The sequence below is a fragment of the Agrobacterium sp. T29 genome (genome assembly GCF_006970545.1).
Lineage (GTDB): Bacteria > Pseudomonadota > Alphaproteobacteria > Rhizobiales > Rhizobiaceae > Agrobacterium > Agrobacterium leguminum.
Genome location: NZ_CP040641.1, coordinates 473,281 through 496,226, shown reverse-complemented (window position 1 = coordinate 496,226; position 22,946 = coordinate 473,281). Strand labels below are relative to the sequence as shown.

General features: G+C 60.3%; 22 protein-coding genes. 16 read left to right on the top strand and 6 right to left on the bottom strand.

The features are described from left to right. Positions 1-12: 12 nt before the first annotated feature. The 4 genes from FGF54_RS17210 to FGF54_RS17195 are packed head-to-tail and all read right to left on the bottom strand — an operon-like array spanning position 13 to position 3,902. Positions 13-948: an ABC transporter ATP-binding protein gene (locus tag FGF54_RS17210; RefSeq protein ID WP_142780535.1), complete on the bottom strand. Its 936-nt coding sequence runs from the start codon at positions 946-948 to the stop codon at positions 13-15. Further along, positions 926-1,924, bottom strand: coding sequence for an ABC transporter ATP-binding protein (locus FGF54_RS17205; protein WP_142780534.1), 999 nt, complete (start codon positions 1,922-1,924; stop codon positions 926-928). The genes FGF54_RS17210 and FGF54_RS17205 overlap by 23 nt, the downstream gene beginning before the upstream one ends. Then, entirely contained in the window at positions 1,921-2,916 is a 996-nt protein-coding gene (locus FGF54_RS17200) for an ABC transporter permease (RefSeq protein ID WP_142780533.1), read from the bottom strand. Before FGF54_RS17200 ends, FGF54_RS17205 begins: the two co-directional genes overlap by 4 nt. Next, positions 2,913-3,902 (bottom strand): ABC transporter permease, encoded by a 990-nt coding sequence (locus FGF54_RS17195; protein WP_142780532.1) that lies wholly within the window; start codon positions 3,900-3,902, stop codon positions 2,913-2,915. Before FGF54_RS17195 ends, FGF54_RS17200 begins: the two co-directional genes overlap by 4 nt. A gap of 269 nt (positions 3,903-4,171) precedes the next feature. Between FGF54_RS17195 and FGF54_RS17190 the strand changes: the two genes are divergently transcribed. From FGF54_RS17190 to FGF54_RS17180, 3 genes are all read left to right on the top strand, one after another. Then, positions 4,172-5,779 (top strand): ABC transporter substrate-binding protein, encoded by a 1,608-nt coding sequence (locus FGF54_RS17190; RefSeq protein ID WP_142780531.1) that lies wholly within the window; start codon positions 4,172-4,174, stop codon positions 5,777-5,779. 67 nt (positions 5,780-5,846) lie between these two features. After that, positions 5,847-6,878 carry an ABC transporter substrate-binding protein gene (locus tag FGF54_RS17185; RefSeq protein WP_142780530.1) on the top strand — a complete coding sequence of 344 codons (1,032 nt, stop codon included), beginning with the start codon at positions 5,847-5,849 and terminating at the stop codon, positions 6,876-6,878. Continuing rightward, the gene (locus tag FGF54_RS17180) at positions 6,875-8,053 is read left to right on the top strand and encodes an acyl-CoA dehydrogenase family protein (protein ID WP_142780529.1); all 1,179 of its coding nucleotides are present in this window, start codon (positions 6,875-6,877) and stop codon (positions 8,051-8,053) included. Before FGF54_RS17185 ends, FGF54_RS17180 begins: the two co-directional genes overlap by 4 nt. A gap of 60 nt (positions 8,054-8,113) precedes the next feature. Here FGF54_RS17180 and FGF54_RS17175 read toward each other — a convergent pair whose 3' ends face one another. Beyond that, on the bottom strand, positions 8,114-9,184 hold the full coding sequence (locus tag FGF54_RS17175) for an LLM class flavin-dependent oxidoreductase (RefSeq protein ID WP_142780528.1): 1,071 nt from the start codon (positions 9,182-9,184) through the stop codon (positions 8,114-8,116). Between the two features lie 37 nt (positions 9,185-9,221). Between FGF54_RS17175 and FGF54_RS27290 the strand changes: the two genes are divergently transcribed. The 8 genes from FGF54_RS27290 (at position 9,222) to FGF54_RS17140 (ending at position 16,111) form a co-directional block, all read left to right on the top strand. Further along, complete coding sequence (locus tag FGF54_RS27290) at positions 9,222-9,509, top strand: hypothetical protein (protein WP_168208169.1); 288 nt, start codon at positions 9,222-9,224, stop codon at positions 9,507-9,509. Between the two features lie 74 nt (positions 9,510-9,583). Next, entirely contained in the window at positions 9,584-10,186 is a 603-nt protein-coding gene (locus FGF54_RS17170; protein WP_080854475.1) for an alpha/beta hydrolase, read from the top strand. A 262-nt stretch (positions 10,187-10,448) separates the two neighbouring features. Next, complete coding sequence (locus tag FGF54_RS17165) at positions 10,449-11,378, top strand: sulfurtransferase (RefSeq protein WP_142780527.1); 930 nt, start codon at positions 10,449-10,451, stop codon at positions 11,376-11,378. 78 nt (positions 11,379-11,456) lie between these two features. Next, complete coding sequence (locus FGF54_RS17160) at positions 11,457-12,638, top strand: YeeE/YedE family protein (protein ID WP_142780526.1); 1,182 nt, start codon at positions 11,457-11,459, stop codon at positions 12,636-12,638. Between the two features lie 208 nt (positions 12,639-12,846). After that, positions 12,847-13,044 carry a hypothetical protein gene (locus FGF54_RS27285; protein WP_003524684.1) on the top strand — a complete coding sequence of 66 codons (198 nt, stop codon included), beginning with the start codon at positions 12,847-12,849 and terminating at the stop codon, positions 13,042-13,044. 167 nt (positions 13,045-13,211) lie between these two features. Beyond that, complete coding sequence (ssuD, locus tag FGF54_RS17150; protein WP_020808882.1) at positions 13,212-14,381, top strand: FMNH2-dependent alkanesulfonate monooxygenase; 1,170 nt, start codon at positions 13,212-13,214, stop codon at positions 14,379-14,381. Between the two features lie 189 nt (positions 14,382-14,570). Beyond that, entirely contained in the window at positions 14,571-15,116 is a 546-nt protein-coding gene (locus FGF54_RS17145) for a flavin reductase family protein (protein WP_142780525.1), read from the top strand. 50 nt (positions 15,117-15,166) lie between these two features. Next, positions 15,167-16,111, top strand: a complete 945-nt coding sequence (locus FGF54_RS17140; protein WP_142780524.1) for an acyl-CoA dehydrogenase family protein — start codon at positions 15,167-15,169, stop codon at positions 16,109-16,111. A gap of 31 nt (positions 16,112-16,142) precedes the next feature. Here FGF54_RS17140 and FGF54_RS17135 read toward each other — a convergent pair whose 3' ends face one another. After that, a complete protein-coding gene (locus FGF54_RS17135; RefSeq protein ID WP_059753414.1) occupies positions 16,143-16,592 on the bottom strand; it encodes an Rrf2 family transcriptional regulator in 450 nt (149 codons plus the stop codon). A gap of 302 nt (positions 16,593-16,894) precedes the next feature. On the opposite strand from FGF54_RS17135, the gene FGF54_RS17130 reads away from it, so the two are divergent. From FGF54_RS17130 to FGF54_RS27775, 5 genes are all read left to right on the top strand, one after another. After that, complete coding sequence (locus tag FGF54_RS17130) at positions 16,895-17,899, top strand: LLM class flavin-dependent oxidoreductase (protein ID WP_168208168.1); 1,005 nt, start codon at positions 16,895-16,897, stop codon at positions 17,897-17,899. Between the two features lie 22 nt (positions 17,900-17,921). Continuing rightward, positions 17,922-19,262 (top strand): LLM class flavin-dependent oxidoreductase, encoded by a 1,341-nt coding sequence (locus FGF54_RS17125; protein WP_142780523.1) that lies wholly within the window; start codon positions 17,922-17,924, stop codon positions 19,260-19,262. Positions 19,263-19,344: 82 nt separating this feature from the next. Beyond that, on the top strand, positions 19,345-20,532 hold the full coding sequence (locus tag FGF54_RS17120) for a M20 aminoacylase family protein (protein WP_142780522.1): 1,188 nt from the start codon (positions 19,345-19,347) through the stop codon (positions 20,530-20,532). Positions 20,533-20,553: 21 nt separating this feature from the next. Beyond that, positions 20,554-21,108, top strand: coding sequence for a GNAT family N-acetyltransferase (locus tag FGF54_RS17115; RefSeq protein ID WP_142780521.1), 555 nt, complete (start codon positions 20,554-20,556; stop codon positions 21,106-21,108). 13 nt (positions 21,109-21,121) lie between these two features. Continuing rightward, entirely contained in the window at positions 21,122-22,927 is a 1,806-nt protein-coding gene (locus FGF54_RS27775; RefSeq protein ID WP_142780520.1) for an amino acid ABC transporter permease/ATP-binding protein, read from the top strand. Positions 22,928-22,946 lie beyond the last annotated feature (19 nt).

Sequence of the window (22,946 nt, the reverse complement as noted above, 5' to 3'; positions counted from 1 at the left end):
TGCTCCTTCAGTTTATTGGGCATGGTGGCAGGCCACGGCGTGGTTCTTGCCGAAAAGGGTGTAATCCGGCGCTTTTTCGCGACAGAAATCGGTTGCAAGCGGGCAGCGGGTGTGAAACCGGCAGCCGGATGGCGGGTTATGCGGGCTCGGCAGGTCGCCGGAAATCGGCGCGGCCTGCTTGCGGCGGGCGGGATCGGGAACGGCAGCGAGAAGGGCGCGCGTATAGGGGTGCTTCGGGGAAGCCCAGAGTTCCGATGTCGGCGCGCTTTCGACGATCTTGCCGAGATACATGACCAGCACGCGGTCGGAGAAATAACGAACCACGGAAAGGTCGTGGGAAACGAAGAGATAGGAGAGCGAAAGCCGCTTCTTCATCTCCACCAGAAGATTGAGGATTTGCGCCTGTATCGAAAGATCGAGCGCCGAAACCGGCTCGTCGCAGACGACCAGTTCCGGTTCCAGAACTAGCGCGCGGGCAATGCCGATGCGCTGGCGCTGGCCGCCGGAAAATTCATGCGGATAACGGTCGAGCGAATCCGCGGGCAGGCCCACCTGTGCCACGATGGCCTCGACGATCTCCCGCTGGCGCGCCCGGTCACCGATGCCATGCACTTTCAGCGGGCCGGTGAGGATGGTGCGCACCGTCTGGCGCGGGTTGAGCGAGGCGAAGGGGTCCTGAAAGATCATCTGGATGCGGCGGCGGATGCCGCGCAGTTCGGATGACGTCATTGCCGTCACATCAGCGCCCTTGAAGGTGATCCGGCCGGAAGATGGCTCGACCAGCCGCATCAGTGACTTGCCGAGCGAGGATTTGCCGCAGCCGGATTCGCCCACCAGAGCCACTGTCTCGCCCGCCTCGATATCGAGGGAAACATCGTCGACGGCGCGCACGGTGCCGCGTCCGCCCGCATAATGGGTGGAAAGACTATGCACTGACAAGAGCGCCATCGGGTACCTCGTGGGATATGGGAGCAACGAAGGGGCAGGCGGCGTAACGGCCTTGTGAGATTTGCCGCAGCGGCGGTACGAACTGCCCGCAGAAGCCGCGGGCGCTCGGACAGCGCGGCCGGAAGGCGCAGCCGCGTTCCCCCGTGGCGGAAACGATGGAGCCCGGAATCTCGATGAGCGGCCCGTCGCGATAATGCTGCCCGTCTTCCGCACGCGGCGAGGCGGCAAGCAGGCCGCGCGTATAGGGATGGTAGGGGTTTGAGAAAACCGGTTCCGGCAATCCCTCCTCCACCTTGCGGCCGGCATACATGACCATCACCCGGTCTGCCCACTGCGCCACGATGCCGAGATCGTGGGTGATGAGGATGACGGCCATGTTGAGATCGCGGCGCAGATTGTCGAGCAGTTGCAGGATCTGCGCCTGTATCGTCACGTCGAGCGCTGTCGTCGCCTCGTCGGCGATCAGCAATTTCGGGTTGCAGGCGACGCCGATGGCGATCATCACGCGCTGGCGCATGCCGCCGGAAAGCTGGTGCGGATAATCGTCTACCCGGCGGCGGGCGTCTGGAATATTGACCAGTTGCAGAAGCTCGATGGCGCGTTTGCGCGCCTGATGCCGGTCGATCTTTTCATGGATGCGCAGCACCTCGATGATCTGTTCGCCAACAGTTAGGACCGGGTTCAGCGAGGTCATCGGCTCCTGAAAGATCATGCCGATATCCCGGCCGCGAATGCCGCGCCACTGACGCTCGGAAAGCGGCAGCAGGTCGCGACCCTCGAGCAGAACCCGCCCGCCGGTCTTGGCGTGGGAGGGCAGGAGGCCAATCAGGCCAAGCGCGGTCAGGGATTTGCCGGAGCCGCTTTCGCCGACGATCGCCAGCATTTCGCTGGGGCTGACATCGAAACTGACGCCTTTGACCGGTTGGGCGGAGCCGAAGCTGACGGAGAGATCATGGACTTCAATCAGTTTGCTCATCGGCGTTCCTCCGAAAAACGGGGGTTGAGCGCATCGTTGAGGCCATCGCTGATGAGGTTCAGCGAAATGACGGTGAAGACGATGGCAAGGCCGGGAAGGGCGGTCAGATACCAGGCGGTGCGGATGACATCGCGGCCGGAACCGATCATCGACCCCCAGGAGACACGGTTGGGATCGCCAAGTCCCATGAAGGAAAGGGCTGCTTCCATGAGGATAGCGCCGGCCACCATGACGGAGGAGGTGACGATGATCGGCGGCAGGGCATTGGGCAGGATTTCCTGAAAGACGATGCGCGCATGGCCGTAACCGAGGCTGCGGGCGGCGAGCACATAGTCCTTTTCGCGGATGGCGCGGAACTCGGCGCGCGTAAGGCGCGCCACCAGCGGCCAGGTGATGATGCCGATGGCCGATGTAACCGTGGTGACCGACGGCTGGGCGATGGCGACGAGCACGACGAGCAACACGAAATTCGGCAGGGTCTGAAAGATTTCGATCAGCTTGACGAGAATATCGTCAATGACGCCGCCGAAATAACCGGCGAATGCGCCGACCGCGATGCCGATCGTCAGCCCGATCAGAGTCGCGACGACCCCGACCGTGAGCGAGATGCGCGCGCCGTGCACGATGCCGGCCAGAACATCCCGGCCCATGGAATCGGTGCCGAGCGGATAGGCGGCATTCTGGCCGGGCCACAGGAATGGACGGGCCACCATTTCCAGGGGATCGCCGGGATAGATCAAGGGGGCAATCAGCGCGGTGACGATGACGGTTGCGAGAAACAGCAGCCCGACGATGGCGTTGGGATTGGTGAGGAAGATTTTCAGTTCCCGCCGCAGGCCACGCCGGGGCACGGAGATGGAGCGGGCCGAAAGCGCATCCGGCGCATGGATATAGGGCCAGGCTTTTTCTTCCGGTTTCTTCGGTTTGGGATTGTTGTCTTCGACGCCGAGTTCGGCCGTGCCGAGGACAGCGGTGGTATGGGAGGAATTCATCGGCTTTCTCCGATGCGGGGGTCAAGCCAGGCCTGCAACAGGTCCACGGCTGCATTGACGATGATGACGACGAGGGAGGAGAGAAGCAGAATGCCGAGCAACACGCTGAAATCCCGCGCCATGACGGCTTCGAAAGCAAGACGGCCAAGGCCCGGCCAGCTGAAGACGGTTTCGACCACGACTGCGCCGCCGAGCAGGCCGCCGATATGCATGCCGGCCATGGTGGTGATGGGGATGAGCGCATTGCGCAGGATATGGCGCGTCGTGAGCCGGAGCGGAGAGACGCCCTTGGCGCGCGCCGTGCGCACATAGTCCTGGGATTTCACTTCCAGCATCGCCGCGCGGGTAAGGCGGGCATAGATGGCCAGAAAATAAAGCGCCAGCGAAAGGGCAGGGAGAACGATATAACGCAGCCTGTCCAGCAGGGCGTCGAGACCGGTAAGACTGCTGCCGATTGTGCTGTCGCCGCCCGAGGGAAGCCAGCCGAGCTTCACTGAGAAGATCAGGATCAACATCAGGCCGATCCAGAAACCCGGCACGGAATAGAAGATCAGCGAGCCGATGGAAATGATCCGGTCCGGCAGCTTGCCGGAAAAAAGCGCCATGATCGAGCCGAGAAACACGCCGACGAAAATCGCAATGCCGAGTGCCGCGCCCATCAGGGCGAGTGTACCGGGCAGACGCTGGCCGATGAGGTCTGCCACCGGCATGCCGTAACGCGGCGAAAAGCCGAGGCTGAATTGCGCGAGATTGCCGAGATAATTCATCAGCTGATGCAGAACCGGCAGATCGAGCCCGAAGCGGTTGCGGATTTCCGCCATGGTTTCGACGGTCGCTGAACCCGCTTCCGCGGCCAGCACATCGGCGGCATCGCCGGGCGCCAGTTGCAGCAGGAAAAAGTTCAGGATGACGATACCGAGGACCGTCGGGACGGCCTGAATGGCCACCCGCCTTGCCTGCGATAAAATCCGTTTCGAATTCGACATCGGCTCCAGTCCGTAAGCGTGGAAATATGAAATCGGCCCCTGAAGGCGCTGGTATTAGTTGACTAATTTTATGGAATTTGTCAAAGAGTAATAGAATTATTTTCTGAAATTTACGGAAATATGCGCCATAAAGAAAAGATAATTCCTGTTTATGAGAATGGTTGGTTCTTCATGCCAAGCTCGCTCTCGTCTGCGGAACAAACTTCTTCCTAAGCGCGGCCGTTCAGTTTGCCGGTTTTTCGCCGGTTCAATCAAGGAGAGGGTATCGCATGACTGTTTTCAACCAGACGACGCGGCGTGGATTTCTGCTGGCGTCCGTGGCCCTTGGCGTGGTGTCGCTGCCGGGGCTGAAGCTAAAGGCCGCAGAGCCGGCGCGTGGCGGCACGGCCACTTTGCTGATTTCGTCGGAACCGCCGGTGCTGACGACGATTGCGCATACGGCCTATAATTCCGTCTATATATCGCCCAAGGTCACCGAAGGGCTGTTGACCTATGATTTCGATCTCAATCCCAAGCCGCTGCTGGCCAAATCATGGGAAGTGAGCGCGGATGGTCTGCGTTACACCTTCAATCTGAGGCCCGGCGTGAAATGGCATGACGGCAAGCCTTTCACCTCCGCCGACGTGGCCTTTTCCATCAACACCATCAAGGAAGTGCATCCGCGCGGCCGCAATACATTCCTGAACCTCACTGCTGTCGAGACGCCGGACGAGCTGACGGCGGTTCTGGTTCTTTCCAAACCTGCGCCCTATCTGATAACCGCGCTTGCCGCCGCCGAAACGCCCATCGTGCCGAAACATCTTTATGAGGGTACGAAGGTGACCGAAAATCCGGTCAATCTCGCACCCATCGGCACCGGTCCGTTCAAGTTCAAGGAGTGGGTGCGCGGCAGCCATATCGTTTTTGAGCGCAATGCCGATTATTGGGATGCGCCGCGCCCCTATCTCGACAAGCTCATCGTCCGCTTCATTCCGGACGCTTCGGCTCGCGCGATTGCCATCGAAACCGGCGAAATCGATCTCGCGCCCAGCACGCCGGTCGCCTATAGCGATCTTGACCGGCTGAAGGAACTGCCAAGCCTCGGCTTCGAGACCAACGGCTATCAATATACCAATTCGATCAGCCGCGTGGAATTCAACCTCGAAAAGGACGTGTTCAAGGATGTTCGCGTCCGCCGTGCCTTCGCGCATGTGATTGACCGCAACGTCATCTTCAACACCGTCAATTTCGGTTATGGCGCGACGATTACCGGGCCGATCAATCCGAAGCTGACGAAATGGTTCGTGGATGATCTGAAGACCTATCCGATCGATCTGAAGGCGGCGGAAGCGCTGCTGGATGAGGCCGGATACAAGCGCGGTGCGGATGGCATCCGTTTCAAGCTCAATCTGGACTATGTGCCGAGCACCGAGGCCTATCCTCGCGGTGCGGACTATATTCGTCAGGCGCTGGCGAAGGTCGGCGTGGACGTGACGGTGCGGACGCAGGATTTCGCCACCTATACCAAACGCATCTACACGGATCGCGATTTCGATTTTGCCTATGAGGGCATGAGCAATCTCTTCGATCCGACCGTCGGCGTCCAGCGGCTCTACTGGTCGAAGAACTTCAAAAAGGGCGTGCCCTTCTCCAACGGTGCTGCCTACAGCAATCCGAAGGTGGATGCGCTGCTGGAGGCCGCCGCCATCGAGATCGATCCGGACAAGCGTGTCGCGCAATGGAAGGAAATCCAGCAGATTCTCGTCGAGGACGTGCCGGCCATCGATATCGTTGCGGCACCGGAGATCACCATCTTCAACAAGCGCATTGCCGATCACACCATCGGCGCGGAAGGTGTGGCGGGAAGCCTCGCCTTCGCGCATATCGCCGCATCCTGATCGTTTCACCAGACCCGGCCCCCTTTGCTGCGGGCCGGGACTTTTCCCTTTCATCGAGGCTAAAGCCATGAGCACGACACTTTCTGAAATCTGGTACACACGCTGCCCGGTGCCCACGCCCGTGGGGCTGGCGGCACAGCTCGGTTATCTCGAGCAGACCTTCGAGGAGGTCGGCATAGCGTTGAAATCCATCATCGATTCGCCTGACCGTTCCGTCCGCCAGAGCCATTTCAACCACACTCTGGAATGGTCCTTCCGCCATGGCGGCAATGTGCCTCCCATCCGCGCCCGCTCGGAAGGGCGCAATACGCGTCTCATCGGGGTGACGTGGACGGATGAGTTTCAGGCAATCATCACCCTGCCGGAAACCGGTATCCGCTCGCTTGCCGATCTCGTTGGCCGCCGTTTCGGCGTGCCGCGCAGACCGGAAGGCATTGTCGATTTCATGCGCGCGACGGCGCTGAAGGGCATTGTATCGGCGCTTTCGCTGGAAGGTCTGAAGGTTGAGGATGTCGAACTCAAGGACATCGTCATCAAGGATTCGGTGCTGGCCTCGCAGGAAGGGCCGTCGTTGTTCGGCCTGAAGCGCCGGCAGTCCTTCGGTGAGGAGATCATCGCGCTGTTGCGGGGTGAGGTCGATGCGATTTTCGTGAAGGGAACGGCTGGTATTGCCGCCGCGAACCTGATCGGTGCGGTGCAGGTGGCGGAGTTCGGTTTTCATCCCGATCCTAAGATCCGCATCAATTCCGGTTCTCCGCGGGTGCTGACGGTTGACGGACGGCTTGCCGATGAGCGCCCCGATCTGGTGCAGCGGCTGGTTGGCGCCATTGGCCGGGCCTCGCTATGGGCGGAACAGCACCCGGAAGAGACGCGCCGTTTCATCGCGCGCGAGGCCGGCGCGACGGAGGAGCAGGTTCTGGCCGCCAATGGCGCTGAGGTTCACCGCCATCTCGGTCTCGGCCTCGATGCCGATCTTGTCGGCGCCGTCGGCCATTACAAGGACTTCCTGCATCAATGGGGCTTCCTTGAAAACGACTTCGATCTGGGCGACTGGATCGACGACCGTTTCGTTCCGGCAAATGAAAGGGCGGTGGCATGAGCATTGCACTTTCCGCCGTTGCGACCGCGCCGGCGCAGCGGCCAGATCCCGTCGCCGTTGCAACCGCGCTGGCCGGGGATTTCAGCCTGACCGCTGCGGACCACGATAAAAGCGGCGAATTCGCCGCCGGTAATTTCGGGGCGCTTTTCAAGTCCGGCCTGCTGGGTCTCGTCACGGCTGAAAAGGATGGCGGCTGGGGCGAGGGCATGGAAACGGCGCATGCCGTCATTACCGCAATTGCCAGGGGCGATCCATCGACCGCCCTCATCCTCGCCATGCATTACAGCGTTCATGCCGCGATCCGGCGCGGCAAGTGGCCAGCAGCACTTGCTGCAAAGGTACTGGCCGCCAATGGCAGGGAACCGGCGCTCCTGAACAATGCGCAGGCGGAGCCGGGTGTCGGTTCGCCCGCCCATGGCGGCCTGCCGGAAACGACGGCGCGGATCGAGGGCGATTTTTGGGTGGTCAATGGCCGCAAGAGCTTCGTCACCGGCCTGCCGGGCCTGAAATGGGCGATCGTGCTTGCCGTGACGACGGAAGAGACGTCGCGCCTCATCCAGCTTCTTGTTCCTCTCGATGCGGCTGGCATCGCCCAGGAAAAAGCATGGGAGGCGACCGGCATGTATGCCACGGCCAGCCATGATCTGGTGCTGGAAGATGTAAAGGTGCCGCTTGCCGATATCGTCGCCGAACAGCCGGCGGATGAGCCGCTGCGGCGCGATGAAGCGGACGGGTATAATTTCTTCGTGCTGCTGGCCTCCGTCTATCACGGTGTCGCGCTTTCGGCGCGGGACGATCTGTTGCGCCATCTGAATGGCCATGTTCCGGCAAGTCTTGGCGCACCGCTGTCCTCCATCCCCCGCATTCAGGAGGGTCTCGGCCAGATCGAGGTGCTGCTTGCGGCGAACCGACGCCTCCTTCTCTCCGTCGCCCGCGATGTCGATGCGGGGGAGAGGGTGGGAACCGATGCACTGGCCGTTCGCCATGTGGTCATCGACAATGCGGTTGCGGTGACGGATCTGGCACTGGAGCTTGGCGGCAATCGTGGCCTGCGCCGGGATTACGACCTTGAACGCCATCACCGTGACGCCATAACGGCAAGGGCGCATGCGCCGCAGAGCCATATGATCCGAACGATCCTCGGTCGTCAGAGCATCAAGGCGGCGGGCGGTTGACCGACGAAGCAAAAAGGCGGCCTTGTCCGAGGCGGGCCGCCCATCTTCAAGCCACGCCCATCAATCCCGCAGCAGCGGCAGCAAGCTGTCGCCCTGCCGTTCGATTTCCTTGAGATAGGGCGTGTCGGAAAGAACGAAATGGCTGATGCCCAGCGCGCGGTATTTGCGCAGTGACGCTGCGACATCTTCCGCCGAACCGACAAGCCATGTGGTTCCCGCCCCGCCGCCGCCGAACTTGCCGGGCGCGGTGTAAAGATTGTCGTCCAGCACGTCGCTCTCACGATGCAAATCCAGCAGGCGGCGCTGGCCGACCGCCACGACCTGAAGATGGTCGTTCCAGCGTACGCCATTGTTTGCGGCCATTTCGGCAACTTTCGCTTCCGCATCGCGCCATGCCTCGGCCGTGGTTTTTCGCACCAGCGTGGTGATCCGCAGGCCGAATTGCAGCGGCGGCAGATCGCGGCCGAGCTTTTCGCTGAAGTTTCTCAGCCGCTCGATCCTTTCGCGCACGCCGGCGAGCGGTTCTCCCCAGAAAAGCTGCACATCGGCTTCGGTTGCGGCAACCTGCTCGGCTGCTTCGGAAGCGCCCCCGAAATAGAGTTTGGGATGCGGCCTGCCTTCGCGCGCGGCGACGCGTGGCGAAACGGTGGAGTTCGTCACCCGGAAATGATCGCCATTAAAAGTTACGTTTTCCTCGGTCCAGAGCCGCCGCACCAGCCGCATGAATTCTTTCGTGCGGGCATAACGCTGCTTCTGATCGCCTTCTTCATCGCCATAGGCGGCAAGCTCATCCCTGCCGGAAACGATGTTGATCCGAACTCGACCGCCGGAAAGCTGGTCGAGCGTGGCGGCGGCCGACGCGAGGTTGGCGGGCTTCCAGTAGCCGGGACGGATAGCGATCAGCGGCTCGAATGCGGTGGTGCGGGCCGCAAGCGCCGCCGCCACCGTAAATGTATCCGGACGTCCCCAGCCGGTGCCGAGCAGCGCGCCTTTCCAGCCATGGGTTTCAAGCGCTTTGGCATGGCTCGTCAATGTATCGAGACTATTGTGATTTTCGCTGACGGCGTCGCCCCGGTGGCCGGGTTTGACGTCGTTGGGGATGTACCAGAGAAATTCGCTTGTGCTGCTCACATTATCCGCCTGAATTTTCGTTTTATGGTGCGGTGGAATGGCCCTGCTGACGTTTGGCCTTCACCGCTTGGGCCTACGGGAGGCGCAAACCTCCGCAGGTGCGAGAATGGCAAAGCGGCGGCGGCCCGGCGAAGCAGCGACGTTTCTTTTGTCATGCGGTGGAGGAAAAGCTTTCCGTCTGGAAAGCCTATATTGCACATATTTTCTATATAAAAAATTTGAGGAAATGATTCCCTCTGGACGAAATTATTTCTGTCATGGAGAACGCATTTTCTGCATGATCGAAATTGTCTGGATCGATTTTTCGCAAGGCTCCAAAAGGTGAGCAAGGCAATAGTCGACGGAAATCGCGAAATTCACCATGCTTGCGACATACCGCCCACAACCCATGGAGCAGGCATGTGTACCACCTTGATTGTCCCTGGCCTGAATGGTTCGGATGAAGGACATTGGCAGCGGCACTGGTTGCTGGATGATCCCGACTCGCGGCTGGTCGATCAGGACAATTGGCAATGCCCGGTTCTCGAGGACTGGCTCGATCGTCTCGAGGCCGCGCTGGCGACAGTCGAAAGCGCTTATATCGTCGCCCACAGCCTCGGTTGTCTGCTGGTAGCGAACATGGCGTCTCGCCCCTCGGCCGCCAAAATCAAGGGCGCGCTTCTGGTCGCACCCGCTCATCTCGATCGCGTGGAGGCGATGCATCCCTGTATCGTCCGGTTCGGTGCGTTTCCGCAGCAACCGCTTGCGTTTCCCAGCCTCGTCGTGGGCAGCATGAACGATCCCTATATGGATTGCGAGGAGCTCGCGCGCAGTGCAAGTCTGTGGGGGAGCGATCTCATCAATCTCGGCGCCGTCGGACATATCAATATTGCCAGCGGCTACGGACGATGGCCTGAGGGTTATGCTCTTCTCGAACGGTTGAAGGCAGATGGCGCACCTGCAAAGGCGGTGGCCGGATCGCGGCTGCGCAGATTGGCTGCCCTGGGCGACGCGCATTTTTAGAGAAAGGCTAGGGCTTTCCAGTCTTCCTTGGCGCATGGGATGAGTGCGGGTTGGTTGATCGCTTCTTTTGGTTTCGGCATCGTTTACAACCTTTGGGCGCTTTATTGGCGATTTTTACCGATGGAATTTTGAATTTCGCCTGAAGATTGTTTTTGAGTGGCCGCATTTATTTTCTATAAAAAATATAGAAAAGCATTTCTTCGCTCCGGTCGGTTTTGCCGTCACCTTTCATTGGTCATCAAATCAGGAAAGGGGTAAGGAAATGTCCAGGATCAAGCTTGTAACGTCGGCTCTCGGCGGGTTGTTGTTGTCGACGGTATCGTTGGCCACGGCTGGGGCTTCGGAAGCGCTGGTAACGGCCGACTGGCTGAAGGAAAATCTCGACAATCCGAAAGTTCGGGTCTTTGAAGTCAGCGTTGATACGGGTGTCTATGAGCGCGGGCATATTCCCGGTGCGGTGAACCTCAACTGGCATACGGATCTCGTCGACAAGGAAAAACGCGACATTGCCGCACGCGACAATTTCCAGTCCCTGCTGCAGAAGGCCGGCGTGGGTGACGATACGACGATCGTTCTATATGGCGATAACAACAACTGGTTTGCCGCCTGGGGGGCGTGGATTTTCGAAACCTACGGTCTGGGCGACCGGGTGAAACTGCTGGATGGCGGTCGCAAGCTCTGGGAAGCGCAGGGACTGCCTTTCGACACATCCGCACCGGCAACGGCCGAAACGAAACTGAAGCTTGCCGAGCCCGACACCTCGGTCCGGGCGCGCTTTGTGGACGTCGTTGCGGTGGCCGAGGGCAAGCACAACATCAAGCTGGTGGATATCCGCTCGGCGGATGAATATTCCGGCAAGATTTTCGCGCCGGATGGCGTCAAGGAACTGTCCGTCCGGGCCGGCCACATTCCCGGTGCCGTCAATGTTCCTTGGGGCACAATCGTCAACAAGGATGGAACCTTCAAATCGGCCGAAGAGATCAAGGCGATCTATGCCGAGAAGGGCGTCGACGGCTCCGCGCCCATCATCACCTATTGCCGCATCGGCGAGCGTTCCAGCCACACCTGGTTCGCGCTGAAAAAGATCCTCGGTTACGACGTCCGCAATTATGACGGTTCCTGGACCGAGTACGGAAATGCGGTCGGTGTGCCGATCAGCAATCCGACGGGAACGGTCTGGACGGGCAAATAAGCCTTAGCTGCCTTCATCCGTGAGCCGGCGCGTCGGGTGGCGCGCCGGCATCCATTCTTCCTAAATCGCCGGTATTCCATGCGCTCGACCCTTTCCCGCCTCGTGGCGCTTGCCATCTTATGTGCCGTGACGGTTGCTGCTTATCGAGTGGAGCTGCTTGAGAACGGCAGGCCGCTTGCATTTTCCCTTCTGGCCGGGGCCGCTTTCGGCATCGTGATGCAGCGCGGACGGTTCTGCTTTCTCTGCAATTTTCGCGATTTCATCGACGGCAGGCGTTCGGACGGTGTTGTGGCTATTCTTGTCGCCCTGCTGGCGGGCGTGGTGTTTTACCAGATCGTCATCGCGGCATGGATGCCGGTGCCGCAACCCGGCCGTCTGCCGCCCAATGCGCATATTGGCCCCGTCGGCTGGATTCTGGCGGTGGCGGCGACCGTCTTCGGTTTCGGCGCAGCACTTTCCGGCTCCTGCCTGTCAGGGCATTTTTACCGGCTAGGCGAGGGGGCGTTCGGTTCCGTACTTGCCATAGTGGGAGCGGGGGTCGGTTTCCTGCTGGCGTTTCTCAGCTGGAATTTTCTTTATACGGTCAGCATTTTCGACGATTGGCCCATCTGGTTGCCGCATCATCTGGGATACGGCCCGGCGCTGCTGATCGCCTGCACTGTGTTGATCGTTCTGATCCTTCTCGTTCTGTTTTTCGATAAAGCCGCCCCCGCTTCTGCGGCCGAGGCCCCGGAAAACCGGCTGCAACAGGCATTCCGAAGCGCCTTCATCGACCGCTGGCCGCCCGTCGTCACAGGGGTTCTCGTCGCGGCCATCAGCGCCTTCTCCTATTTCCGCGTCGCACCGCTCGGGGTGACGGCCGAACTTGGCAGCATCGTCAGAACGGCAGGGGCTGCGGCGGGTTGGGTGCCGGAAACGCTTGCGGGGCTCGACACGGTGCGGGGATGCATCAGTGCCGTTAAAACGACGATCCTGTCGCCGAACGGCCTGTTCGTTTCGGGACTGATATTTGCAAGTCTCGCGTCTGCGCTTTCGGCAGGAAAATTTCAGCCCGCATGGCCTTCCGCCGGTGGCTTGGCAACACGGTTTGCCGGTGGCGTGCTGATGGGCTGGGGCGGCATGACAGCGCTTGGCTGCACCATTGGCGTGCTGCTGTCGGGCATCCATGCGGGCGCGCTTTCCGGCTGGGTATTTCTTGTTTTTTGCGGTTTGGGCGCATTTGCCGGCCTTTTTCTCAAGCGCCGGTTTGCCCTGCCGTGAGGCCGGACACCTGAAAATCACCGCCGTCGCAAGATGAAGCGGCGATGGCCCCATTATCGGCGGCCGGAAACGGATTTTTTTCCGCCGCCGCAACCTTAGTCCACATTTGCCGGCGATCCTCCAATTATAGAATAGTAATTTTATGGAAAATATTGACGATTTCGGACGGTCGCCCGAGGATAAGGGGAGTTGAGCAAAGGAGGCGCACATGCCGCAGGGACTTCATGCGTTTACTTTCGATCTGTTCGGTTTGACCCGGCGTCAGCCGCGGGAAGAGGAACAGGTCAGCCTTCATCCTCTGGATCATTCCGGACGCATCAGGCAGGAGAAAAGCGATCTCGAACTCGAACGGGAAGAGATTTGCGAAATGAACTTTGCGATGCTCGGCCTTTATCCGGTCTTCTGACGACCATCAGCGAGGGCTCCTTTTCCCTTCGCAGCGCCGTTTATCCGGGAGAGAAACTCTCCTCGCCGGATGGAAATTGGAACAAAATTTCTTAAACGCGCCGGGGAATTGGCTACCCTTTTATCATCAAGCGCATTGCCCGAGGGCAGATTGCAAAGGACCTGCCGATGAGCACATCCGATAAACCACTCGATTTTCTGTGGTTCATACCCACCTCAGGCGATGGTAGCTATCTCGGCTCGGATGATCTTTCGCGTCCTGCCGATCCCGGCTATTTCCGGGAAATAGCCCAGGCCGCCGATCGGCTCGGTTATTCAGGCGTACTCATCCCCACCGGTGTCGCCTGCGAAGAATCCTTCATCCTTGCGGCCAATCTCGCTGCCTATACCGAAAAGCTGAAATTCCTCGTCGCCATCCGTCCGGGCGTCGCTTCGCCCGCCTATTATGCGCGGCTTGCTTCGACGCTCGATCGCGTTTCCCATGGCCGGCTGCTTCTCAACATCGTGGTTGGCGGCAGCGCGCAGGAATTGGCCGGTGACGGCATTTTCCTGCCGCATGACGAGCGTTACGATCACGCCGATGAGTTCTTCCAGGTGTTCAATTCGCTGATCGAAACCGGCAAGGGAAGCCTCGACGGCAAATATATCAAGGCGGTGGACGCGAAACTCGGCCTGCCGCCGGTGCAGGAACCGCGCCCGCCGCTTTATTTCGGCGGCTCTTCCGATGCCGGCATCGAGTTTTCGGCCGGTATCACCGACAAATATCTCACCTGGGGCGAACCGCCGGCGCAGGTGGCGGAAAAAATCGCCAAGGTGCGCGCCGCCGCCGCCAAAAAGGGGCGCAAGGTTACCTTCGGCATCCGTCTGCATTTCATCGTGCGTGAAACCGACGAGGAAGCATGGGCCGATGCCGAGCGGCTGATCTCGAAGCTCTCCGACGAAACCATCGCATCCGCTCAGGAGGTCTTCTCCAGGGCTTCGGATTCCGTCGGCCAGGCGAGAATGCAGGCGCTGCACAATGGCCGGCGCGACCGGCTGGAAGTCTCTCCGAATTTGTGGGCAGGCATCGGTCTCGTCCGTTCGGGTGCGGGCACGGCGCTGGTCGGTTCGCCGAAGACGGTGGCGGCACGGCTCAGGGAATATCAGGCGCTGGGCATCGATACCGTCATCGCCTCGGGTTATCCGCATCTGGAGGAAGCCTATCGGCTATCCGAACTGCTGTTTCCGGAAATCGGGCTTGGCGGGCCTCGCAACCAGATACGATCTTCTTTCGGCGCGAAACAGGTTTTCGGTGGCGGCGGTCATGGCGGCAACGTCAAGCTGGTGTCCGGATCCTGATCCTTCGAGGGGAGGCGACCTGTGCCTCCCACCTTTTCGGCAGATAACCTTGCAGTGGGAATAAATCGGACGGCGGCACATAAAACATTATTTCTATAGAATATTATCATTATGGAAAACGATGTCTATTTCATCCCCCGCTGCCGCTGCTAGCTATTGAACAATTCAGCTGTTTTCAGGAGCAACCCGATGACATTGCAATATGCGGCCAAGGATCAACAATTCATCAACCTCCGCGACCCGGTCGCCGGCAGGGCGGCGGATGCCGACAGCCTCAAGGCGGCGCTGAGAACGCTGGGCGGCGGTGTCAGCGTGATTACGGCGGGTGAGGGCGACGAGCGAACGGGCGCGACCGTGACCTCGGCCACCGCTTTGTCGGTCGATCCGCCGCGCATTCTGGTGGCGCTCAACCGATCCTCATCCACATGGCCGGTGGTGCAGCGTTTCGGTCATTTCGCCGTCAACATCGTCGGGGCGAACCATCAGTTCGTCGCCAATCAGTTTGCCGGCATCGGCGGCCTGAAGGGTCCGGACCGGTATCGCGGTGCGGAATGGACACGGCTGTCGAGCGGTGCGCCCATTCTCGAAGACGCTGTTGCCGCGATCGATTGCACCATTGAAGAGACGATCGAACGGCACAGCCACGTCATCGTCATCGGCAAGGTTGAGGCGATCCGCATCGGCTCCGGCCATTCGCTGCTCTATCAAAACGGGCGTTATCATTCTCTGGACTGAGCGCCGGTCGTTCGGCGCTTTCACTTTGTCATTCTTTGAGGGAGTTGAGCATGGGATCCGTCACGCCTCTCGGCGAAAGACTTCGTTTCGTTCCTCCACGCCTCGGCGCGGATGTCGATGTGCTGACCGTTGCCTGCACGATCGCCGAAAACTGCGCCGTTGAAAGTCCCGGGCAAATCCATGCGCGGATCGCCCGTTCCGGTCTTCTTGCTCTTTCCGTTCCAACGGAACTGGGCGGGACGGACATCACCAACGATGTTCTCTCGCAGGCGCTCGCCATCATTTCCGCAGCCGATGCGGCGGCGGCGCATGATCTCGTCGAACATTTCACCGCGCTTGAATTCATCAGGAATGCCGGCAGCGAAGACCAGCGCAAGGCGCTCTTCGCCCGTCTCGATCTTGGCGAGACCTTCGCACTGGCAATATCTGCCGCGGATCTGGATCAGGCCGTTACGGTGACGGAAGACGACTACGCCCTGCGGCTTCCCGATAACGTTGCGGGGTCGGTGAGGGGCCACGCGGACTGGATTGTCGTGCCAGCCGTCAACACGGCCGGGCAGCCTTTGCTCGTTGTTCTGCGCAACCGCCCCAATACGTCATGGGAAGGTCTGTTACGCGCGGATCAGGTGGTGTTTCTGGCTCAGGGCGCCGGAAATCTGGCCGTTTCCGTTTCCACCCTTTTGAAAGCCGCCGTGGCTCTGGGGCAGAAGCAGCGTGAACTTTCGGCGCTGCTGATCGACAGGCTGGCCGGCGATGGCGCGGCGCGACCCGTGATAGGCGAAATATTTCTCGCCATCGAACTCCTGAAGGCGCAAATATCCAGCCTTGCGGCCAATATCGATGCGGCCCAGGTGGGAGCGGAAAACGTCACCTTTCGTTCGGTTCGCAACAATGCCATCACGCTTGAAATCCTGATGGCGCGCCTCGGTCTTGTCGAAGGCGTCAGTGAAGCCGGGCTGATCGCGTCGCTGGACGACGATCTGCGCAGGCAATAGGCGAAGCTCGAATGAAGGGCCGTGCGGAATCCTATTCGCCGGCCGGAATGGAGCGGGCGTTCTGCCCGTCCTTGGCCACGAATTGTGCGAGTGTCATGTTGTCCAGAATGGTTGCGATGGCGTCACGCACGTCCGTCATCGAAACCCTGACCTGACAGGTCTCCGGATCATCGCAGTCGTCACAGGCTTCAAAGGCCGTGCGGCTTGCACAGCGGATGGGGGCCAGAGGTCCGTCCAGCGTGCGGATGACCTGCCCGATCATGATTTCCGATGGCATTTTCGACAGCGAATAACCGCCATTCGGGCCCTTCTTGGAGCGCAGAATGCCGCTATTGCGCAGCTCCAGAAGAATAGTATCCAGGAATTTTTTCGGGATATTGTTGCGGGTCGCAATTTCGGTCACGAAGGCGGTCTCGCCCTGGGGCAACCGCGCCAGATCGACAAGAGCCTTTAATCCGTATTTGCCTTTTTTGGTCAACATCGCATGATCCGAAAAGAGAGTCGGCACGTTTTACGGCGCCGGGCCATATTATTCCTAACTTACTAAGTAGTTTTTAGCGAATTCCGGCGCAAGCCCGTTTCGTCCGGGTTTGGCGTTGAAAGCGGCCTGTTGCACCCATTTTGGGCCATTCCTTCGGCTTTACCGATGGCTTTGTCAGGGCTGGCTTCCGAAAACATCACTGAAAACAATATTTTCTCTGATCGCGCTGCAACGTGGAACGATCATCCTTTATTAGAATATAAAATCGGTAGACAAAGTATGCATCAAAGACACGCGAGGTGATGATGTATACGCTCAGTTTGCTGGACAAGAGCCCGGTTCCAACGGGTGAGGACGCGGCGAGTGCATTCCGCGACACGATCAATCTTGCCAGACGCGCCGAAGAGCTGGGTTACCGCCGTTTCTGGGTGGCCGAACATCACAATTCGCCGGAGCTTGCCGGTTCCGCACCGGAAGCGTTGGTTGCGTGGATATTGGCGAAGACCTCCCACATCCGCGTCGGCTCGGGCGGCGTCATGTTGCAGCACTATAGCCCTTACAAGGTCGCCGAGGTTTTCAACGTGCTGTCGTCGCTCGCGCCCGGCCGGGTCGATCTCGGCATAGGCAAGACACCGGGCGGGTTGCCGCTGGCGACGTCGGCCTTGCAGCAGGCCTATGATCCTGCCCGTAAACCCGATTTCGAAACGGCCTTCAGTGAACTCACCACGTTTTTGTCCGGCGCCGCGCCGCAGGACCACGCACAGGCCGGGCTGCGGGCAACACCTGTACCGCCGGTCGCTGCGGAACGATTCCTGCTCGGCGCCAGCCCGGAAAGCGCAAGGCTTGCGGCTTCAAGGGGATGGAATTTCGTCTTTGCCGGCCACCTCAATGGCGATGCGGAGGTTCTTCGCCGCAGCCTCTCGGCTTTCCGGGAAGAAAGCGGCGGAAGCGCTCCGATCCTTGCCCTGTCGGCTTTTGCGGCCAGTGACCCCGCCCATGCTGCGAGACAGGTGGAAGGTCAGCGCATCTACCGGGTATTCCTCAGCGACGGCCGGGCATTCAACCTCGGCCGGCGTGAACAGGCGGAGGAATTCGCCCGCCAGTCCGGCGATACCGATTACCGCATCGAAGAGCGAAAACCCAACGTCCTGCATGGCGGGCCGGAGGATATTCACAAGGCGCTTCGTGCGCTTTCCGAGGAGCACGGCATCGAGGAATTCATCATCGAGCCACCGCATGTCGGGGCCGATCAGCGGCTTGCCTCGATAGAACTGCTTGCCACGCATCGCCTTTCCCGGGCGGCGTAATTTTCTCTGAGGAGGGAATGACATGACGAGAAAGAAAATCCGTTTCGGCATCATGCTTCAGGGCCCCGGCGGGCACATGAATGCCTGGCGGCACCCCAAAAGCCCGGTGGATGCCAGCGTCAATTTCGACTTCTTCAGGAAGACCGCGCTGAAGGCGGAAGCGGCGGGCATCGCCTTCGCTTTCGTGGCGGACGGGCTCTATATCAATGACAAGTCGATCCCGCATTTCCTCAACCGGTTCGAGCCGCTGACGATCCTTTCGGCGCTGGCCTCCGTGACCTCGAAGATCGGTCTCGCCGGCACCGTTTCGACCTCCTATAGCGACCCCTTCACCATTGCTCGCCAGTTCGCCTCGCTCGATCTCCTGAGCGGCGGCCGCGCCGGGTGGAATGCCGTGACGACGCCGCTTGAAGGTACGGCGAAGAATTACAGCCGCAACCACCCCGAACATGCGCTGCGTTACGAGATTGCCGACGAATATCTCGAAGTGATCAAGGGCCTGTGGGATAGCTGGGACGACGACGCTTTCCTGCGCAACCGCGAGACAGGACAGTTCTTCGACCGCGCCAAACTCCACACGCTCGGCCATAAGGGCCGTTTCTTCCAGGTGGAAGGCCCGCTCAATATCCAGCGTTCGCCGCAGGGGCAGCCGGTCGTGTTCCAGGCCGGCTCCTCCGATGCCGGCATCGGTCTTGCGGGCAAACACGCGGATGCGGTCTTCACCAATTCCGCTTCGCTTGAGGAAAACCAGACTTTCCTCAAGCGTGTGAAACAGAGCGCCGTCGCGCAGGGCAGGTCGGCTGCCGATGTGAAGATTTTCCCCGGCATCGGCCCGATTGTCGGCGAGACGCAGGAGGAAGCGGAGGCGAAATACGACGTCATTCGCAACCTCATCACCATCGAGGATGCGCTGGCCTATCTCGGCCGTTTCTTCGATCATCATGATTTCAGCGTCTATGCGCTGGATGAGCCTTTCCCCGAACTCGGCGAGATCGGCAGGAACAGTTTCCGCTCCACGACCGACCGCATCAAGCGGCGCGCCAAGGAAAAGAACCAGACGCTGCGCGAGGCGGCGCTGGAGGCAGCGACCCCGCGTGAAGGTTTCATCGGCACACCGGACAAGGTGGCCGACGAAATCATCCGCTGGGTGGAGCACGATGCGGCCGATGGCTTCATTCTGGGCTTCCCGGTGATTGCCGAGGGGCTGGACGATTTCATCCGTCTCGTCATCCCGGTGCTGCAACGGCGCGGTTATTTCGATCCGCATCTGGAAGGGGTGACGCTGCGCGACCATCTCGGCCTGCCTTTCAGGGAAAGCGTCTATTCCCGCCGCGAAAACGGGTCGGACAGGGCTATCGCCTGAGCTTGCAGCCGGGCGGAGACGATTGCCGCACGGTGCAGATTTCAAGACGCGGCGCGTAGCGAGCCGCGCAGGAGACAGAACAATGAATATCCGCATTGACGGCGCGCGTCCGCAGGACGACGCCGAACGGGGAATCCTTGCCTTCATCGATGAGAGCATGGCCATCCGGCATGATCTCCACCGGCATCCGGAGCTTTCGCTCAAGGAAAAACGCACGGCGGCGCTCATCGCCCGCTATCTCTTGTCGTTCGGATATGAGGTGACGGAAGGTGTCGGCGGCCACGGCGTTGTCGCCACGTTGAAACGCGGTCATGGCGAAAAACGTATCGGAATCCGCGCCGATATCGACGCCCTGCCGATTGTCGAGGAAACCGGCCTTGCCTATGCCAGCCAGACGCAGGGCGTCATGCATGCCTGCGGTCACGATGGCCATACGACGATCCTGCTTGCCGCCGCCCGGTATCTTGCCGAAACATCGAATTTTTCCGGCACGCTGACGCTGATCTTCCAGCCTGCCGAGGAGATTGGCGCCGGGGCAAGGGCAATGATAAAGGACCGGCTTTTCGAGCGGTTTCCGGTCGATGCTGTCTTCGGGCTGCATAATTGGCCGGGTGTCGACACCGGGCAGTTCGGTTTCGTCGAAGGCCCCGCCATGGCCTCCGTCGACAAGGCGAAGGTGCGGATTGTCGGCAAGGGCGGGCATGGCGCCGCGCCGCATGAGACGGTCGATCCGGTTCTCGCCTCGGCCAGTTTCATCACCGCCCTGCAGAGCATCGTTTCGCGCAATGTCGATCCGCGCGAGATGGCGGTGCTGACGGTCGGTTCCATCCATGGCGGAACCGCCTCCAACGTCATTCCCGAGAGCGTCGAGCTTCAGATCACCGCCCGGGCTTTTTCGCCTGCCGTGCGTGACAGGCTGGAGGAGCGGCTTCCGGTGCTGGCCAAAGCGCAGGCCGAGAGCTTCGGCGCGAAGGCCGAGGTCGCCTATTCCCGCGGTTTCCCGCCGGTCATCAATCACATCTCTCAGACGATCTTCGCCCGCGATGTCGCCAAACGGCATTTCGCCGCCGGGCAAGTTGCCGAAGCGTTCCAGCCGCGCACGGCGAGCGAGGATTTCGCCTTCATGCTGCAGGAGCGGCCCGGCTCTTATCTCTTCATCGGCAATGGCGACAGCGCGCCGCTGCACAGCCCCCACTACGATTTCAACGACGCGATCATCGCGCCGGCAGCACGCTTCTGGGTGCGGCTGGCGGAAGCCTATCTCTCCTGACGCGAAAATTAGGACAAGGACATGAGCGACAGTTTTTTCTACACATCGGTCAAGGATCCGCTCGCAACCCCGCTTCTGGAGGAGTTGCTGTTCGAATATGACAGCCGTTACGGCACATTCTTCAATGCGGAAGGGGCCAAGGCGGAGCTGAACAAATATCCGCCGGAAGCCTTCAGCCCGCCATCGGGCAATTTCCTGCTGCTCCTGCGTGACGGCAAAGCGATCGCTGGCGGCGCCTTCATGCGTTACGACGACGAAACGGCGGAATTCAAGCGGGTCTGGACCCATTCCGCCCATCGCCGGCAAGGACTTGCGAAAATCGTGCTCCGGGAACTGGAGCAGCAGGCGATCCGGCAGGGTTATGCCCGCGTATATCTGACCACCGGTTTCCGTCAGCCGGAAGCGGTCGGCCTTTATCTCACCAATGGTTATCGCGCTTTGTTCGATACCGCGGCCGATCCCGAGACGATCCGGTCGTTGCCCTTCGAAAAATTTCTTTCCGACACGGCCACCTCCATCCCGGATGGTGCGCCAATAAAGGCCGCCCGGCCGCAACTTTCACCGGCTCATCCCTGAAAGGCTTTCTCCGATGACAATAGCCTCCGATTTTCCGCATGTTGCGGTGAGCGAACAGAAGGGTGAGCCGGCCAGGCACGGCTATGCGCATTTTCGCGTCGTCCCCGCCCGTTATCCGCTGCGCACGGCGGGCACCGTGCTTGCGGTTCTCATCATTGCCGCCATCCTGCATTCCGTCTTCGGCAATCCCCGCTGGGGCTGGAACGTGTTTGCGGAATGGTTCTTTGCCGAACCGGTGCTTGTGGGGCTCGGCCGCACACTGCTGCTGACCGTGCTTGGCGCTTTTCTGGGTTTCGTGCTCGGCACGGTTCTGGCGCTCGCCCGTGTTTCGGGTTCGCCCCTGCTTGTCGCGATCTCCTGGACCTATATCTGGATATTCCGTTCCATTCCGCTAATCGTGCTTTTGCTGATTCTCAACAATCTCGGCTATCTCTACGAGACCGTGACGATCAGTGTGCCCTATACCGGCATCAATTTCTTCAGCTGGAATACCACGCAGCTGATGACACCCTTTGCCGCAGCGGTTCTGGGGCTGACATTGCATGCCGCGGCTTTCTCATCGGAAATCGTGCGTGGCGGTATCCTCTCGGTAGAGCAGGGTCAGCTCGAAGCGGCGGCCTCCCTCGGCCTGCCGCGCCGCCGACAGTTTTCCCGGATCGTGCTGCCGCAGGCGATGCGGACCATTTTGCCCAATGGTTTCAACGAGATCATCCTGCTCGCAAAGGGCACGTCGCAGGTCTATATCCTCGCGCTGCCGGAGCTGTTCTATACGATCCAGATCATCTATCGCCGCAATCTGGAAGTGATCCCGCTGCTGATGGTCGCCACCGTCTGGTATCTGGTGATCCTGACCGCGCTTTCCATCGTTCAGCACCACATCGAACGCCACTTCTCGCGCGGCGCGCTGCGCAATCCGCCGCCCTCGCTGTTTGCCACGCTCTATCGCACATTCCCGCCGCGCAAGCCTTTGCCGGAAGCGGTGGAGACGCCAGCGCTCGCCATTGAAAGACCTGAACGACCGGCTGCCGCCAGGACGGGAAGTTTCCAGCTCGGCAATCGTGGCGGTTCGGTCAATATCCACGGCGTTTCCAAGTCCTTCGGAACACTGAAGGTGCTGGACGATGTCACGCTCTCCATTCCGGCAGGCAGCGTCACCACCATTCTCGGCCAGTCCGGTTCCGGCAAGTCCACCTTGCTGCGCTCCATCAACCATCTGGAGCGTGTCGACGACGGTTTCATCGCCATCGACGGTGAACTGGTCGGATATCGCCAGAAAGGCGACACGCTTTATGAGCTGAAGGAAAAGGACATTCTGAAGCGCCGCGTCGAAGTGGGCATGGTGTTCCAGAGCTTCAACCTGTTCCCGCATCTGACGGCGCTTGAAAACATCGCCGAAGCGCCCGTCGTTGTTCGCGGCATATCGAAAGAACAGGCGGAAGCCGAGGCGCGCGATCTTCTGGCCCGCGTCGGTCTGGCCGAAAAGGCCGGCGCTTATCCTCGTCAGCTTTCCGGCGGGCAGCAGCAGCGCGTGGCGATTGCCCGGGCTCTGGCGCTGCGGCCGAAGGTGCTGCTCTTCGACGAGCCGACATCCGCGCTCGACCCGGAGCTGGTCAATGAGGTTCTGGATGTCATCAAGGAGCTGTCCCGCTCCGGCGTCACCCTCATCATCGTCACCCACGAAATCGGCTTTGCCCGCGAAGTCTCCGACAGGGTCGTCTTCATGGAACAGGGTCGCATTCTCGAAACGGGCACGCCGGAGAAGGTGTTCAACAAGCCGGACCACCCGCGCACGGCCGAATTTCTCGCAAAAGTTCTCTAATCAACAACAAAGGAAACAC

Excerpts from the sequence above, each read along its gene's own strand:
- FGF54_RS17210 (WP_142780535.1), bottom strand. The coding sequence starts at position 948 with ATGGCGCTCTTGTCAGTGCATAGTCTTTCCACCCATTATGCGGGCGGA.
- FGF54_RS17205 (WP_142780534.1), bottom strand. The coding sequence starts at position 1,924 with ATGAGCAAACTGATTGAAGTCCATGATCTCTCCGTCAGCTTCGGCTCC.
- FGF54_RS17200 (WP_142780533.1), bottom strand. The coding sequence starts at position 2,916 with ATGAATTCCTCCCATACCACCGCTGTCCTCGGCACGGCCGAACTCGGC.
- FGF54_RS17195 (WP_142780532.1), bottom strand. The coding sequence starts at position 3,902 with ATGTCGAATTCGAAACGGATTTTATCGCAGGCAAGGCGGGTGGCCATT.
- FGF54_RS17190 (WP_142780531.1), top strand. The coding sequence starts at position 4,172 with ATGACTGTTTTCAACCAGACGACGCGGCGTGGATTTCTGCTGGCGTCC.
- FGF54_RS17185 (WP_142780530.1), top strand. The coding sequence starts at position 5,847 with ATGAGCACGACACTTTCTGAAATCTGGTACACACGCTGCCCGGTGCCC.
- FGF54_RS17180 (WP_142780529.1), top strand. The coding sequence starts at position 6,875 with ATGAGCATTGCACTTTCCGCCGTTGCGACCGCGCCGGCGCAGCGGCCA.
- FGF54_RS27290 (WP_168208169.1), top strand. The coding sequence starts at position 9,222 with ATGGCCCTGCTGACGTTTGGCCTTCACCGCTTGGGCCTACGGGAGGCG.
- FGF54_RS17170 (WP_080854475.1), top strand. The coding sequence starts at position 9,584 with ATGTGTACCACCTTGATTGTCCCTGGCCTGAATGGTTCGGATGAAGGA.
- FGF54_RS17165 (WP_142780527.1), top strand. The coding sequence starts at position 10,449 with ATGTCCAGGATCAAGCTTGTAACGTCGGCTCTCGGCGGGTTGTTGTTG.
- FGF54_RS17160 (WP_142780526.1), top strand. The coding sequence starts at position 11,457 with ATGCGCTCGACCCTTTCCCGCCTCGTGGCGCTTGCCATCTTATGTGCC.
- FGF54_RS27285 (WP_003524684.1), top strand. The coding sequence starts at position 12,847 with ATGCCGCAGGGACTTCATGCGTTTACTTTCGATCTGTTCGGTTTGACC.
- ssuD (WP_020808882.1), top strand. The coding sequence starts at position 13,212 with ATGAGCACATCCGATAAACCACTCGATTTTCTGTGGTTCATACCCACC.
- FGF54_RS17145 (WP_142780525.1), top strand. The coding sequence starts at position 14,571 with ATGACATTGCAATATGCGGCCAAGGATCAACAATTCATCAACCTCCGC.
- FGF54_RS17140 (WP_142780524.1), top strand. The coding sequence starts at position 15,167 with ATGGGATCCGTCACGCCTCTCGGCGAAAGACTTCGTTTCGTTCCTCCA.
- FGF54_RS17135 (WP_059753414.1), bottom strand. The coding sequence starts at position 16,592 with ATGTTGACCAAAAAAGGCAAATACGGATTAAAGGCTCTTGTCGATCTG.
- FGF54_RS17130 (WP_168208168.1), top strand. The coding sequence starts at position 16,895 with ATGATGTATACGCTCAGTTTGCTGGACAAGAGCCCGGTTCCAACGGGT.
- FGF54_RS17125 (WP_142780523.1), top strand. The coding sequence starts at position 17,922 with ATGACGAGAAAGAAAATCCGTTTCGGCATCATGCTTCAGGGCCCCGGC.
- FGF54_RS17120 (WP_142780522.1), top strand. The coding sequence starts at position 19,345 with ATGAATATCCGCATTGACGGCGCGCGTCCGCAGGACGACGCCGAACGG.
- FGF54_RS17115 (WP_142780521.1), top strand. The coding sequence starts at position 20,554 with ATGAGCGACAGTTTTTTCTACACATCGGTCAAGGATCCGCTCGCAACC.
- FGF54_RS27775 (WP_142780520.1), top strand. The coding sequence starts at position 21,122 with ATGACAATAGCCTCCGATTTTCCGCATGTTGCGGTGAGCGAACAGAAG.